The following is a 13,794-nucleotide window of genomic DNA, read 5'->3' on the forward strand; positions in this document are numbered from 1 at the left end:
CAAAGAAAAGCCGAGCATGCTCGGCTTTTTTGCGTATGGAGGACCGCCGGCGGCTACATGCGCGAGATCTGGCCGTTGTCGATGCGCACGCGATCGCCGATGCGCAGGTCGCCCGGGCTTTGCACATCGAAGGAGCGATAGCCGCCACGATCGGTCTGCACCGACACGCGGTAGGTTTCATAGGCACGGGGCCCGTTCTGCTGGGCCTCGATGGTGTTGCCCAGCAGGGCGCCGCCCACGATGCCCAGCGCGGTGGCCGCTGCACGGCCATTGCCGCGACCGAACTGGTTGCCCACCACACCACCGATGACGCCGCCGGCGACAGCGCCGCCGCCGGTGGTGCCGGTGCCGCCTGTTTCGCTGCGCAGCACCTCGATGTTGGCCACGTGGCCGTATTCGACGTAGGAAGCTTCGCGGTACTGGATGGCCTGCGGGGGCGCCTGGTACGGATAGCGCGAGGTCTGGTAGACCGGCGCCGGTGCCACGCACGCCGTGAGCGTGGCCACGGCCAGCACGGAAGCGGTGACGGAAACAAAGCGCATTGAGATCTTCATGTTGGAGGCTCCTCGGATAGAACAGTGCACGAATGATGAATGCATGCACCCTGCGTGTGCCTGACTAACGCCGCAGCGTCCGCCGCGATGACGCCAGAACACACACTGAAACCTTCGAGGCCGCCGTGCCTTCGCGGTTCCGGTCTTTACCGCCCCGAAACTCAGCTTCCCTTCAGCATTTGCTCAATGTTTGCCCGTGGAGCCGTAGCCGCCCTCGCCGCGTTGCGAAGGTGCAAAGTCTGTGACCACGCGAAACTGCGCCTGCACCACCGGCACGATCACCAGTTGCGCGAGCCGCTCCATCGGCTGCAGCACGAAGGGCGTGTCGCTGCGGTTCCAGGCGCTGATCTTCAGTTCGCCCTGGTAGTCGCTGTCGATCAGGCCGACGAGGTTGCCGAGCACGATGCCGTGCTTGTGGCCCAGCCCCGAGCGCGGAAGGATCATCGCCGCATAGGCCGGGTCGGCCAGGTGGATCGCGATGCCCGTGCCCACCAGCTGCCAGCCGTTGGGCTCCAGCGTGATCGGGGCATCGAGGCAGGCCCGCAGGTCGAGGCCGGCGCTTCCGGGGGTGGCATATGCGGGCAATTGATCCACCATGCGCGGATCGAGGATGCGGACGTCGACTTTCACTTTTGCTTGCTGCCTTGCTTCTGTTGCTGTTCTCTTTGCTTGCGTGCGGCTTCTTCCAGCACCTGCTGCCATTTGGCGACGCCGGGGGTGAGCTTCACGCCTTTCAATTTCTTGCCGAACCAGATGGCCACGCCTGCCAGCAGGAGCAGCACGCCGAAAGGCACGCCGGACGCCCACAGCACGAGGAACACCAGCGCGCCGACGACGCCCAGCACCTTGAAGGTCAGGGGGTCGAAGGAGCCAAGCTCCTTCTTCGGCACTTGGCCGTTCGGCAGTTCTGCGCTGCGCTGCATGGCCGCGCTCACCGGGCCCTGCTGGCCGGGTGACGGGCCCATGCCGACGTCCAGTCCGGGTTCGCCCTCTTTCGAAGGCCGCTTCGGCAACGCGGCCTGCGCCGACAGCCGCTCGACATAGCGGGCGAAGTCGCCGTTCGGCGGCGTGTTCCATTGGGGATGGGGATTCATCAGGCCCTCCAGTCGGGAAGTCGGGCGGCAATCTCGGCCATGAGTTCGCGCGCCAGCGTGAGCTTGGGCGCTCGCGGGAGCTCGCGCACGCCCTTGGCGTCCACCAGCAGCAGCGCGTTGTCGTCCTGCCCGAAGGTCAGCGGGCCGATGTTGCCGACCAGCAGCGGAATGCCCTTGCGTTCGCGCTTGGCCTTGGCGTGTTCGGCGAGGTTCTCGCTCTCCGCCGCGAAGCCCACGCAGAAGAGCTTTCGGGCCTGAGCCCGCTCGCTCTTGGCAACGGCAAGGAGGATGTCGGCGTTCTCGACGAACTCGAGCACCGGTGTCTTGCCGCTGCCGTCCTTCTTGATCTTCTGCTCGCTCTGCGTCGCCGGGCGCCAGTCGGCCACGGCGGCAGTCGCTACAAAAATGCTAGCAGACTGCGCGGCACGGGTGGTCGCTTCGAGCATCTCTTGAGCCGACAGCACGTCGACGCGTGTCACGCCGCGCGGGGTCGGCAGGTGCACCGGGCCGGCCACCAGCGTGACCTCGGCGCCCGCCTCGCGGGCCGCGCGGGCGATGGCAAAGCCCATCTTGCCGGACGAGTGGTTGGTGATGCCGCGGATCGGGTCGAGCGGCTCGAAGGTCGGGCCGGCTGTGACCAGCATCTTCTGCCCCGCGAGCAGCTTGGGCTGGAAGAAGGCCGTGACGTCTTCGAGCAACTGCGCCGGTTCGAGCATGCGCCCGTCGCCGGTCTCGCCGCAGGCCTGCCAGCCGCTGCCCACGCCCAGCACGGTCGCCCCATCGGCCGACACCTGCATCAGGTTGCGCTGGGTGGCGGGGTGCACCCACATCTCGCGGTTCATGGCCGGCGCGATCAGGAGCGGGATGCGATTCATCGGTCGGGCCAGGCACATCAGGCTCAGCAGGTCGTCCGCGCGGCCCTGCACCAGCCGCGCGATGAAGTCCGCGCTGCACGGCGCCAGCACGATCGCATCGGCCTCGCGGCTCAGGTTGATGTGCGGCATGTTGTTCGGCTCGCGGGTGTCCCACTGCGAGGTGTAGACGGTGCGGCCCGAAAGCGCCTGCATGGTCACCGGGGTGATGAACTGCTCGGCCGCCTCGGTCATCACGACCTGGACGGTCGCGCCCGCCTTGACGAACAGCCGGCACAACTCGGCCGACTTGTAGCAGGCGATGCCGCCTGTGAGACCGAGAACGATGTGCTTGCCGGCGAGATCTTGCATATCGCCGAAGTGTAATGACCCAGCCAGCACACAGGGGCCGCCGCGCACGGCCGCCCGAAGCGGCCGGCCCGCCCCCGGTAGGGGGAAGGAGAAGCGACACGCAGTGCGCGGAGCCTGGGGGGGAGCCATATACAATCGCAATTTCCCACTGCCCGGATTCACGTGTCCGGAACTGGCATGACCAAATTTGTCTTCGTCACCGGTGGTGTCGTATCTTCCCTTGGCAAGGGAATCGCCTCCGCCTCGCTCGCCGCGATCCTCGAATCGCGCGGCCTCCAAGTCACCCTCATCAAGCTCGATCCGTACATCAATGTCGACCCCGGCACGATGTCGCCGTTCCAGCATGGGGAAGTGTTCGTTACCGATGACGGCGCCGAGACCGACCTCGACCTCGGCCACTACGAGCGCTTCATCAACACGCGGATGCGCAAGGCCAACAACTTCACGACCGGCCAGATCTACAAGACCGTGCTCGAGAAAGAGCGCCGCGGCGACTACCTCGGCAAGACGGTGCAGGTGATCCCGCACATCACCAACGAGATCCAGGAATACATCAAGCGCGGCGCCGGCATCGGCACCTCGCACGAGGTCGACGTGGCCATCGTCGAGATCGGCGGCACGGTCGGCGACATCGAATCCCTGCCCTTCCTCGAAGCGGTGCGCCAGATGAGCCTGCGCAACGGCCCGAACAACTCTGCCTTCGTGCACCTGAGCTACGTGCCCTGGATCGCCGCCGCCGGCGAGCTCAAGACCAAGCCGACCCAGCACACCGCCAAGGAACTGCGCGCCATCGGCATCCAGGCCGACGTGCTGCTGTGCCGCGCCGACCGCCCGATCCCCGACGACGAGCGCGCCAAGATCTCGCTGTTCTCGAACGTGCCCGAATGGGGCGTCATCTCCATGTGGGACGTGGACACCATCTACAAGGTGCCCCGCATGCTGCACGAACAAGGCCTGGACGGCCTGATCTGCGACAAGCTGCGCATCAATACGCCGCCCGCCAAGCTGCAGCGCTGGGACGAACTGGTGTACGAGGTCGAGCATCCGCAAAAGGAAGTGTCGATCGCCATGGTCGGCAAGTACGTCGACCTGTCGGACAGCTACAAGTCGCTGAACGAAGCGCTGCGCCACGCCGGCATGAAGAACCATGCCCGCGTGAAGATCGACTACATCGACTCCGAGACCATCTCGGCGCAGGACGTGTCGCGCCTGGCCAAGTACGACGCCATCCTCGTGCCCGGCGGCTTCGGCCAGCGCGGCGTCGAAGGAAAGATCTCAGCCGCCCGCTTCGCCCGCGAAGGCAAGGTTCCCTACCTCGGCATTTGCCTGGGCATGCAGGTCGCCACCATCGAGTACGCCCGCCACGTGGCAGGCCTCAAGAACGCCAACAGCACCGAGTTCGACCCCGAGACGCCCACCCCCGTGATCGCGCTGATCACCGAGTGGAAGGACCGCGACGGCACCGTGAAGACGCGCGACGAGAAGTCCGACCTCGGCGGCACGATGCGCCTGGGCGCGCAAAGCTCCGACGTCACGCCCGGCACGCTGGCCCACAGCATCTACGGCGACGTGGTCACCGAGCGCCATCGCCACCGCTACGAAGCCAACGTCAACTTCCTCGACGAGCTGCGCAACGCCGGCCTCGTGATTTCCGCGCTCACGCAGCGCGAGCACCTGACCGAAATCGTCGAGCTGCCGCAGGACGTGCATCCGTGGTTCATGGGCGTGCAGTTCCACCCCGAGTTCAAGTCGACCCCCTGGGGCGGTCACCCGCTGTTCAACGCCTTCATCAAGGCAGCGCTCGACCACAAGGAAAAGGGCGCGGGCAGCACCAACAAGACGTTGAAGGCCGTTGCATGAGCGCCGCGCCGGGCCGCCCCAAGCAAGCTCGCACCGCAGTGCGAAGCACGGAGGTATTTGAATGAGCAGTGGCTACGTCATCGCCCACGTCGAGGTGACCAACCCGACGCAGTACGAGGAATACAAGAAGTGGTCCAGCGTCGCGATGCAGGCGCACGGTGCCGAGGTGTGCGTGCGCGGCGGCCAGGTGCAGCCGCTCGAGGGCGAATGGCAGCCCACGCGCGTGGTGATCCTCAAGTTCCCCAGCTTCGACAAGGCCAAGGCTTTCTACGGCTCGCCCGAATACCTCAAGGCACGCGAAGCACGTGCCGGTGCCGCGATCATGAACATGATCGCGGTCGAAGGCCTTTGATCCCGTTTTTTTGCAAGCGAACTCCCCAAAGAGACCCAGAGAGAAAGACAAAAGATGAGTGCAATCGTTGACATCGTCGGCCGCGAAATTCTCGACAGCCGAGGCAACCCCACCGTCGAGTGCGACGTGCTGCTCGAATCGGGCACCATGGGCCGCGCTGCCGTGCCCTCGGGCGCATCGACCGGTTCGCGCGAGGCCATCGAGCTGCGCGACGGCGACAAGAGCCGCTACCTCGGCAAGGGCGTGCTCAAGGCCGTGGAGAACATCAACACCGAGATCTCCGAAGCCGTGCTCGGCCTCGACGCCAGCGAACAAGCCTTCCTCGATCGCACGATGATCGACCTCGACGGCACCGACAACAAGGCCCGCCTGGGCGCCAACGCCACCCTCGCCGTGTCGATGGCCGTGGCCCGCGCCGCAGCCGAGGAGTCGGGACTGCCGCTGTACCGCTACTTCGGCGGTATGGGCGGCATGCAGCTGCCGGTGCCGATGATGAACGTCATCAACGGCGGCGCGCACGCCAACAACAGCCTGGACCTGCAGGAGTTCATGATCATCCCCGTGGGTGCCAAGAGCTTCCGCGAGGCCGTGCGCTACGGCGCCGAAGTGTTCCATGCCCTGAAGAAGATCCTGGGCGACCGCGGCATCAGCACGGCAGTGGGCGACGAAGGCGGCTTTGCCCCCAGCGTCGAGAGCCACGAAGCGGCCATCCAGCTGATCCTCGAAGCCATCGACAAGGCCGGCTACACGGCAGGCGAACAGATCGCGCTGGGCCTCGACTGCGCGGCCAGCGAGTTCTACAAGGACGGCAAGTACGTGCTGTCGGGCGAGAACCTCTCGCTCACGGCCGAGAGCTGGACCGACATGCTCGCGACCTGGGTCGACAAGTACCCGATCATCAGCATCGAAGACGGCATGCACGAAGGCGACTGGGACGGCTGGAAGCACCTGACCGAACGCCTGGGCAAGCGCGTGCAGCTGGTGGGCGACGACCTGTTCGTCACCAACACCCGGATCCTGCAAGAGGGCATCGACAAGGGCATTGCCAACTCGATCCTGATCAAGATCAACCAGATCGGTACGCTGACCGAGACCTTCGCCGCCATCGAGATGGCCAAGCGCGCGGGCTACACCGCCGTCATTTCGCACCGCTCGGGCGAAACCGAGGACAGCACCATCGCCGACATCGCCGTGGGCACCAACGCCGGCCAGATCAAGACCGGCTCGCTGTCGCGTTCGGACCGCATCGCCAAGTACAACCAGCTGCTGCGCATCGAGGAAGACCTCGGCGACATCGCCAGCTACCCGGGCCGTGGCGCGTTCTACAACCTGAAGTAACTCCTCCGCGACACGCTCGGCATGCGCGCCCGCCTCGGTCCCCCCATCGTCCTGCTGCTCCTGCTGGCCATCCTGCAATGGCAGCTGTGGAACGGGCGTGGCAGCGTGCGCGACGTGGCCCAACTGCGCACCAAGCTGGCCGACCAGAAGGAAGCCAACGCCAAGGCCACGCTGACCAACGAGCGCCTGACCTCCGAGGTCAACGACCTCAAGGACGGCCTCGAGATGGTCGAGGAGCGCGCGCGGGCGGAACTCGGCATGGTGAAGCCGAACGAAGTGTTCGTACAGATCGCGCACTGACCCTCCTTCACCACCGCGTCCGCTGCCGATGACCGAGCTTCTCTCGGCCCCCGCTTTCCTGCTGTGGGGCTCTCCTGTCAGCTGGCTCGAATTCGTCGCGGCCGTGCTGGCTCTCGCCATGGTCGGCTGCAACATGCGCGAGATTCACTGGGGATGGCCGCTGGCCATCATCAGTTCGCTGCTCTATGTGGCAGTGTTCGCCAAGGCGCGCATCTACGGCGACGCCTCGCTCCAGATCTTCTTCGCTTTTGTCGCCCTGTGGGGCTGGGCGCAATGGCTGCGCGGCCACCGCGCCGACGGAAGCACCTTGCATGTCGCCCGGCTCTCGCCGCGCGGTATTGCCCTCACGCTGGCCGCCTGCGCACTGGCTTGGCCGACCGTCGCCCTCTTCCTGCACCGCTTCACCGACACCGACGTGCCCTGGTGGGACGGCTTCGCCACCGGCCTGAGCCTGGTCGGGCAGTTCCTGCTCGGGCGCAAGTTCATTGAGAACTGGCTCGTCTGGCTGGTCGTGAATGTCGTGAGCGTGGGCCTGTTCATCCACAAGGGGCTGTGGCTCACCGTGGGCCTCTATGCGGTGTTCGCCGTGCTCAGCGTGGTCGGCTACGTCGCGTGGCGGCAGCGCATGCCGGTCGAGGCGGCGCGCGCATGACACCCACGCTGCCGACCGGTTGCGTCATCGCGCTCGTTGGCGCCGAGAGCACCGGCAAGACCGAGCTGGCCCGCGCCATCGCGCAACGCCTGAAGGAACGCGGCACGTCCACGGTGCTGGTGAGCGAGTACCTGCGCGAATGGTGCGAACGCGAAGGCCGCACGCCGCGCCCCGACGAGCAGCAGGCCATCGCCGACGAGCAGACACGCCGCATCGACGCCGCGGCAGCCTCCGGCGTGGTCGTGGCCGACACCACGGCGCTCATGACGGCGGTGTACAGCGAGCAGCTGTTCGCCGACACCACGCTTTACAACAGCGCGCTGGCCGCGCAACGGCGCTACGCCATCACGCTGCTCACCGCGCTCGATCTGCCCTGGACGGCCGACGACATGCGCGACGGGCCCCATGCACGCCAACCCACCGATACGCTGGTGCGTGCCGCGCTCGCGGGGGCGAAGCTCTCGTACGCCGTGGTACACGGCACGGGCGGCGAGCGGCTGGCCAATGCCTGGAATGCCATCAACTCCATTGCCGGCAGCGAGGGCCGGCCTCGCACACGCGCCCAGTCCGACGCGAAGCCCGCCTCGTGGTCGTGGCCTTGCGAAAAATGCTCCGACCCGGAATGCGAACATAAGCTCTTCAGCGACCTGATCGCGCGCCGCGAGTAGCGCGCTCCATCCCTTCACCGGAGACCCGATGCCTCTTCGTTCCGTCGCGCGTGTCGCCCTGATCTGCAGCGCCTTCGCCGCGCTGCTGCCGGCCACCGCAGCCCCCGTCGCCGCCACCGTCGAAAACGGCACCACGACCACCGCCTGCGCCGAGGAAGACAACGTCTCTCTGACCTTGCGCGGCGATGGCATCCGCCACATGCGCATCGAGGCGCTGCAGCCCGGCTACCTCGACAAGATCGGCAACGACGTCACCAAGCCCGACTTCTCCGGTTGCAACTTCGACGGCGGCGCGCACCCGACCGACCCGGCGCACCGCTTCCGCAAGCGCACCGTCGTGCTGATGGACAACGCCCAGTGGCGCATCGTCGGCATGACGCTGCCGACCTTCTGGCGGCCGCAGCGCGTGCCCGTGCAGGTGGGCAAGCGCAAGGACAGCGGCTTTCATCTGCTGCAGGTGTTCAGGAAGGAAAACGGCAAGGCACTCGAAGCGATCGTGCTCTACCCGTCCGACGGCTACTGGCGCATCAAGCCGCTGCCCAAGGCGCGCTTCGGCGATGGCGTGTACGGCTCGTCGTTCCTGCTGGGCCCGGTCGAGGCGGCTGCGCGGCCGGTGGTGAACATCGCGTCGATCCGCATCGTGCCCCGGCCGCTGGCCATTCATGTGCGCTTTGCCGACGGCGGCAGCGCCGCGGTGCGCGTGGACGAGATCAGCCGCGAACGCACCGCGCTCGACGTGACGCTCTCCAAGCCCACCGCGAGCGCGCAGCCCTTCGCGGTGCTGCGCTCGATGTATGTCGCGCCCGACAACGCCGACGTGAGCGAGGTTCGCTGGCAGGCATCGCCGCAGGCCGCGGCGCAGGTGCTGCCGTTGCCCGATGTGAAGAGCCTTCAGGCCACGCAGGTGCGCTTCGGCCGCAGCCTGCCGTCGAAGCACAACACCAGCGCGCCGGACATCGCGTTCAGCGGGTTCGACGACGGGGTGCAATAGAAAAAGGAAAAGGCGAAGGGCGCAAGCCCCCGCGCCTTACTGCACAACCGGGCTGCCCGGAATCTGGTCGCCCAGCGGCGTGAAAAGCTGCGCCGCATCGACCGCATCGAAGCGGTATTGCTTGCCACAGAAGTCGCAGCCCACCTCGATGTCGCCGCGCTCGGCGAGGATGCTCTCGGCCTCCTCCACGCCCAGCCCGCGAATCATCTGCGCCACGCGCTCGCGCCCGCAGGTGCACGCGAAGTGCGGGCCTTGCAGGCCGGCCTGCGGCTCGAAGCGCAGCAGTTTTTCTTCCCAGAACAGGCGGCGCAGGATGGTCTCGACGTCGAGCGTGAGCAGCTCGTCGCGCGTCAGGCTCGAAGCGAGGATCGAGATGCGGTTGTAGTCCTCGTTGCGGCCGATCTGGTCTTCATTGGCCTGGTCGTGGTCCTTGTCCGAGGTACCGGAAGTGCCTTCGAGATTGCCCTCGCCCTTCACCGGCAGGCGCTGGATCAGCAGGCCGGCCGCGACCTTGTCGTCGGCCGCGAGCACCAGCGTGGTGTCGAGCTGCTCGCTCTGCAGCATGTAGTGCTGCAACACGTCGCTGAGCTTGCCCAGCTTCTCGCCGTCGTCGCCGAAGAGCGGCACCACGCCCTGGTACGGCGTGGCGCCCGGCAGCTTGTCCTTGGGGTCGAGCGTGATGGCGCAGCGGCCCTTGTTGTTCACGTTGACCATGTCGGGCAGGTGCGCATCGGCCGGGAGGTCGCCGATCACCTTGGCGGTGGCGCGCAGGCTCAGGTCGGGCTTGGCCTCGGCCACCGCGACCTTCACGGGACCGTCGCCGAAGATCTGCAGGATCAGCGCGCCGTTGAACTTGATGTTGGACTGCATCAGCGTGGCCGCGGCCGTCATCTCGCCGAGCAATTCGGCCACGGGCGGCGGATAGGCCCCGGTGGCGGTGTTGGAGGCGCGCCGCGCCAGGATCTCCTGCCACGCATCTGTCAGGCGCACGATCATGCCGCGCACCGGCAGGCCATCGAACAGGAATTTGTGCAGCTCGCTCAAAACGGATTCTTCTTTCTGCTGGGCCTGGGATCAGGCGATTTTCTTCAGGCCCTTCGCATAGCGAACGGCGTTTTTCACATAGTGCTCGGCACCGTGGCGCAAGCGGGCGGCGTCTTCGTCGCTGATCGTGCGCATGACCTTGGCGGGCGACCCGAAGATCAGCGAGTTGTCGGGAAACTCCTTGCCCTCGGTCACGACGCTGCCGGCGCCAACGATCGAGTTGCGGCCGATCTTCGCGTTATTCAAGACCACCGCCTGGATGCCGATCAGCGAGTTGTCGCCGATGGTGCAGCCGTGCAGCATGACCTGGTGGCCGATGGTGACGTTCTCGCCGACGGTCAGCGGGCTGCCGGGATCGGAATGCAGCGTCGACATGTCCTGCACGTTGCTGTTGCGTCCGATGGTCATGGTCTCGTTGTCGCCGCGCAGCACGGCGCCGAACCAGATGCTGGCGTTGTCGCCCAGCCGCACGTCGCCGATGACCTCCGCGCTGTCGGCAACCCACGCGCCGGTACCGAGTTGCGGCGCAACGCCGTCGAGTTCATAGAGGGCCATCGTGGAGTCTCCGGGGCAAAAACTAGAATTGTAGGGATGCACCCCCGATTGAGCGCGCTGGCCGCGCTGCGACTGACCGATCCTGAACAAAAGGTGGCTGCAACACGTGCCGCCGCTGCGCTGGCCGCTTCCGATTCCATAGCAGCCGCGCCGATCCGCACCGAGGGCGACGATCTCGGCGTGCCTGGCCGCCCCGAACGGCCGCTGCGCGTGGCCGCCACCGCCGTGCGGAAACGCTCGCCCTTCACGCCCGAGGGCCGGGCCGCGCTGATCCATTCGATCTGCCACATCGAGTTCAACGCGATCAACCTCGCGCTCGACGCGGTATGGCGCTACGACGGGATGCCCAATGCCTACTACCGCGACTGGCTGCGCGTGGCCGATGAAGAAGCATTGCACTTCACGCTGCTGCATGCGCACCTGCAGGGCATGGGGTATCGCTACGGCGACTTCCCCGGCCACGACGGTCTCTGGAACATGTGCGAGAAAACGAAGGACGACGTGCTCGCGCGCATGGCGCTCGTGCCGCGCACGCTTGAAGCGCGCGGGCTCGATGCCACGCCGCTGATCCAGGCCAAGTTGAAGCGTGTGAACACGCCCGATGCGCTGCGCGCGGTCGAAATCCTGGACGTCATCCTGCGCGACGAAGTGGGCCACGTGGCCATCGGCAACCACTGGTATCGCTGGCTGTGCGACGGCGCGGGCCTCGATGCCGAAGCGACCTACCCCGCACTGGTGGCGCGCTATGACGCGCCACGGCACAAGCCGCCTTTCAACCTCGAAGCGCGCAGGCGGGCGGGGTTCAGCGCCGAGGAATTGCGCCAGCTCTCGGCGACGGCGCACCCGGACAAGCGCTGAACGCCCGCGGCCTATGCCGGCCGTGCGTGCACCACCAGCTTCGGCGTGAAGTACTGGAGCACCTCGCCGCGCTGGTTGCGCGTCTGGCAGCGCATCGTCACCATCGCCCGGCCGGGCTTGGAGCGCGAAGGCGTGATGTCGATCACCTCGCTCACCACATGCAGCATGTCGCCGGGCCGCGTCGGCTTGGGCCATTGCAGTTCGCCGCCCGAACCGATGATGCCGTCCGCCAAGGGAATGCCACTCTCGACCAGCAGCTTCATCGTGAGCGCGGCCGTGTGCCAGCCGCTTGCCGCAAGGCCGCCGAAGAAGGTGCTCTTTGCAGCCTCTTCGTCGGTGTGGAAGGGCTGCGGGTCGAACTGCTGCGCGAAGGCCTTGATCTGTGCCACGTCGAGCAGGTGTTCGCCGCTCTGGAAACGGTCGCCGACCTTCAGGTCTTCAAGGTACAGCTTGGCCATGGAGGTCTCCTCGTTGTGACGGACCCCTCATTCTCGGACGATCAGACGCGCTCGAGGATGGTCGCGATGCCCTGCCCACCGCCGATGCATTGCGTGGCCAGTGCATAGCGGCCCTTCTCGCGCATCAGCAGCGCCGCCGCCTTGCCCGTGATGCGTGCGCCGGTCGCGCCGAGCGGATGGCCGATGGACAAGCCGCCGCCGTCGAGGTTGATCTTCGCGGGGTCGAGGCCCAGGTCGCGGATGCAGGCCAGTGCCTGCGACGAGAACGCCTCGTTGATCTCGATCACGTCGAGGTCGGCTGCGCTCAGGCCGGCGCGCGCCAGTGCCTTGCGGGTCGCGGGGATCGGGCCGATGCCCATGAGGGCCGGATCGACGCCCACGGTCGCGAACGACCTGATGCGCGCCAGCGCCTGCAGCCCGTGCTTCGCGGCGAAGGCGTCGCTGGTGACGAGCACCGCCGCAGCGCCATCGGTCAGCGGCGACGAGGTGCCGGCCGTCACCACGCCGTCGGGGCGGAACGCGGGCTTGAGGTTCGCCAGCGCCTCGGCCGAAGTGGTCGGCCGGATGCAGCCGTCGGCATCGACGATGTCGCCGGAGGCGAGGCGCACCGGCACGATCTCGCCCGCCAGCCGGCCTTGCGAGCGCGCTTCGGCCGCCTTGCGGTGCGATTCCACCGCGAAGGCTTCCTGGTCGGCACGGCTCACGTTCCAGCGCTGCGCCACGTTCTCGGCCGTCTCACCCATCGAGATATAGGCATCGGTGCTCTCCATCAGCTCGGAGTTGGGCGAGAAGTTGAAGCCGCCCTGCGGCACCATCGTCATCGACTCCACGCCGACGCACAAGAAGGCCTCGCCCATGCCCGCTTCGATCTGCGCAGCGGCAATGTGCACGGCCTGCATCGACGAGCCGCAGAAGCGGTTCACCGTCATGCCGCCCACTTCGTGCGGCAAGCCGGCCAGCAACCCGACGATCCGCGCCAGGTTGTTGCCCTGCGAGGCTTCGGGGTACGCGCAGCCGAGGATCACGTCTTCGAGCAGCGCAGGGTCGAGGTCGGTGCGCTGCAGCAGCCCGCGCACCACGCCGGCAGCCAACGTGTCGGGCCGCACCTCGGCGAGGGAGCCTTTCTTCGAGAAATGGAAAGGGGAACGGGCGTAGGCGGAAATGACGGCTTTCATGAAGGTTCTCCAGCAGATTTAAACTACCATCCAATCGGTAGGCAGTGAGGTCAAAAAATTGGCACACCTGAGCGTGCCTGCGTTGGGCCGGGCGGTCAGCCCGGCAGTGAACTCCTGAGTTGCGCGATGGCTTCGTCGAAGTCGTCCACGCGCCCCGTCATGCGCGCCGACAGCAGCGCGCCCTGACAGACGGAAAACACATAGGCGGCCAGCGAAGCGACCGAGGCGCCCTTCTTTCGCGCCGGCATCAGCGCGCCCAGCACACCGGTGAGCCACGTCACCTGCGTGTTGCGCAACTCCTGCACGGCCTGGCGCAGTTCGTCGTTGATCACGCCCCATCCGGGCGCCAATGCTCCCGCGGGACACACGCCCGAGCCGGCATTCAGCGTGTTGCGATACATGCGGAAATACGATTCGAGCGCGTCCTTGGGCTCGCGCGCCCGGGCCGCGTCCCAGTCCTTGAAGGTCTGCGTGGCCCCGCGGATCACCGCGATGCCCAGCGCCTCCTTGGTCGGGAAGTGGTGGTACAGGCTGGCCTTGCGAACGCCGACCGCGTCGGCTACGTCCTGGAAGCTGAAGCCCAGGTAGGAACGCGTTTCGATGAACCCGCGCGCCACCGCGAGGATCTGCTCGCGGGTGCTGCCGGTGGCAAGGGCTGTGGCGGGGGTCATC

General features: G+C 66.8%; 17 protein-coding genes. 8 read left to right on the plus strand and 9 right to left on the minus strand.

Going from position 1 to position 13,794, the window contains the following annotated elements; all coding sequences use genetic code 11:
• Positions 1 to 53: 53 nt before the first annotated feature.
• The 4 genes from ASC92_RS23425 to coaBC all read right to left on the minus strand — a co-directional run bounded on the left by ASC92_RS23425 (position 54) and on the right by coaBC (position 2,871).
• On the minus strand, positions 54 to 554 hold the full coding sequence (locus tag ASC92_RS23425) for a glycine zipper 2TM domain-containing protein (protein ID WP_056520555.1): 501 nt from the start codon (positions 552 to 554) through the stop codon (positions 54 to 56).
• A 183-nt stretch (positions 555 to 737) separates the two neighbouring features.
• Positions 738 to 1,184 carry a dUTP diphosphatase gene (dut, locus tag ASC92_RS23430; RefSeq protein ID WP_056520558.1) on the minus strand — a complete coding sequence of 149 codons (447 nt, stop codon included), beginning with the start codon at positions 1,182 to 1,184 and terminating at the stop codon, positions 738 to 740.
• Positions 1,181 to 1,648: a hypothetical protein gene (locus tag ASC92_RS23435; RefSeq protein WP_056520559.1), complete on the minus strand. Its 468-nt coding sequence runs from the start codon at positions 1,646 to 1,648 to the stop codon at positions 1,181 to 1,183. Before ASC92_RS23435 ends, dut begins: the two co-directional genes overlap by 4 nt.
• Entirely contained in the window at positions 1,648 to 2,871 is a 1,224-nt protein-coding gene (coaBC, locus tag ASC92_RS23440) for a bifunctional phosphopantothenoylcysteine decarboxylase/phosphopantothenate--cysteine ligase CoaBC (RefSeq protein ID WP_056520561.1), read from the minus strand. Before coaBC ends, ASC92_RS23435 begins: the two co-directional genes overlap by 1 nt.
• A 177-nt stretch (positions 2,872 to 3,048) precedes the next feature.
• On the opposite strand from coaBC, the gene ASC92_RS23445 reads away from it, so the two are divergent.
• The 7 genes from ASC92_RS23445 to ASC92_RS23475 all read left to right on the plus strand — a co-directional run bounded on the left by ASC92_RS23445 (position 3,049) and on the right by ASC92_RS23475 (position 9,032).
• Positions 3,049 to 4,731 carry a CTP synthase gene (locus ASC92_RS23445; RefSeq protein ID WP_056520563.1) on the plus strand — a complete coding sequence of 561 codons (1,683 nt, stop codon included), beginning with the start codon at positions 3,049 to 3,051 and terminating at the stop codon, positions 4,729 to 4,731.
• A gap of 61 nt (positions 4,732 to 4,792) precedes the next feature.
• Positions 4,793 to 5,083: a DUF1330 domain-containing protein gene (locus ASC92_RS23450; protein ID WP_056520565.1), complete on the plus strand. Its 291-nt coding sequence runs from the start codon at positions 4,793 to 4,795 to the stop codon at positions 5,081 to 5,083.
• A gap of 54 nt (positions 5,084 to 5,137) precedes the next feature.
• Entirely contained in the window at positions 5,138 to 6,421 is a 1,284-nt protein-coding gene (gene eno / locus ASC92_RS23455; RefSeq protein WP_056520566.1) for a phosphopyruvate hydratase, read from the plus strand.
• Positions 6,422 to 6,442: 21 nt separating this feature from the next.
• Positions 6,443 to 6,721, plus strand: coding sequence for a cell division protein FtsB (gene ftsB / locus ASC92_RS23460; RefSeq protein WP_056520568.1), 279 nt, complete (start codon positions 6,443 to 6,445; stop codon positions 6,719 to 6,721).
• Positions 6,722 to 6,749: 28 nt separating this feature from the next.
• Positions 6,750 to 7,373 (plus strand): nicotinamide riboside transporter PnuC, encoded by a 624-nt coding sequence (gene pnuC, locus ASC92_RS23465; RefSeq protein WP_056520570.1) that lies wholly within the window; start codon positions 6,750 to 6,752, stop codon positions 7,371 to 7,373.
• On the plus strand, positions 7,370 to 8,041 hold the full coding sequence (locus tag ASC92_RS23470) for an AAA family ATPase (protein ID WP_056520572.1): 672 nt from the start codon (positions 7,370 to 7,372) through the stop codon (positions 8,039 to 8,041). Before pnuC ends, ASC92_RS23470 begins: the two co-directional genes overlap by 4 nt.
• 28 nt (positions 8,042 to 8,069) lie before the next feature.
• Complete coding sequence (locus ASC92_RS23475; protein ID WP_056520574.1) at positions 8,070 to 9,032, plus strand: hypothetical protein; 963 nt, start codon at positions 8,070 to 8,072, stop codon at positions 9,030 to 9,032.
• A 36-nt stretch (positions 9,033 to 9,068) separates the two neighbouring features.
• Here the strand turns inward: ASC92_RS23475 and ASC92_RS23480 are convergent, their stop codons facing one another.
• Both ASC92_RS23480 and ASC92_RS23485 read right to left on the minus strand, forming a co-directional pair.
• Entirely contained in the window at positions 9,069 to 10,076 is a 1,008-nt protein-coding gene (locus ASC92_RS23480; RefSeq protein WP_056520576.1) for an Hsp33 family molecular chaperone HslO, read from the minus strand.
• A 30-nt stretch (positions 10,077 to 10,106) separates the two neighbouring features.
• On the minus strand, positions 10,107 to 10,631 hold the full coding sequence (locus tag ASC92_RS23485; RefSeq protein ID WP_056520578.1) for a gamma carbonic anhydrase family protein: 525 nt from the start codon (positions 10,629 to 10,631) through the stop codon (positions 10,107 to 10,109).
• A 36-nt stretch (positions 10,632 to 10,667) separates the two neighbouring features.
• Between ASC92_RS23485 and ASC92_RS23490 the strand changes: the two genes are divergently transcribed.
• Positions 10,668 to 11,489, plus strand: coding sequence for a ferritin-like domain-containing protein (locus ASC92_RS23490; RefSeq protein WP_056520580.1), 822 nt, complete (start codon positions 10,668 to 10,670; stop codon positions 11,487 to 11,489).
• Between the two features lie 11 nt (positions 11,490 to 11,500).
• Here ASC92_RS23490 and ASC92_RS23495 read toward each other — a convergent pair whose 3' ends face one another.
• The 3 genes from ASC92_RS23495 to ASC92_RS23505 all read right to left on the minus strand — a co-directional run bounded on the left by ASC92_RS23495 (position 11,501) and on the right by ASC92_RS23505 (position 13,793).
• The gene (locus tag ASC92_RS23495; RefSeq protein ID WP_056520582.1) at positions 11,501 to 11,947 is read right to left on the minus strand and encodes a MaoC family dehydratase; all 447 of its coding nucleotides are present in this window, start codon (positions 11,945 to 11,947) and stop codon (positions 11,501 to 11,503) included.
• A gap of 41 nt (positions 11,948 to 11,988) precedes the next feature.
• Entirely contained in the window at positions 11,989 to 13,122 is a 1,134-nt protein-coding gene (locus ASC92_RS23500) for a thiolase family protein (protein ID WP_056520583.1), read from the minus strand.
• Between the two features lie 95 nt (positions 13,123 to 13,217).
• Entirely contained in the window at positions 13,218 to 13,793 is a 576-nt protein-coding gene (locus ASC92_RS23505; protein WP_056520585.1) for a TetR/AcrR family transcriptional regulator, read from the minus strand.
• Between the last annotated feature and the right edge of the window lies 1 nt (position 13,794).

The organism is Variovorax sp. Root411, assembly GCF_001425205.1.
In the GTDB taxonomy this organism is placed as follows: domain Bacteria; phylum Pseudomonadota; class Gammaproteobacteria; order Burkholderiales; family Burkholderiaceae_C; genus Variovorax.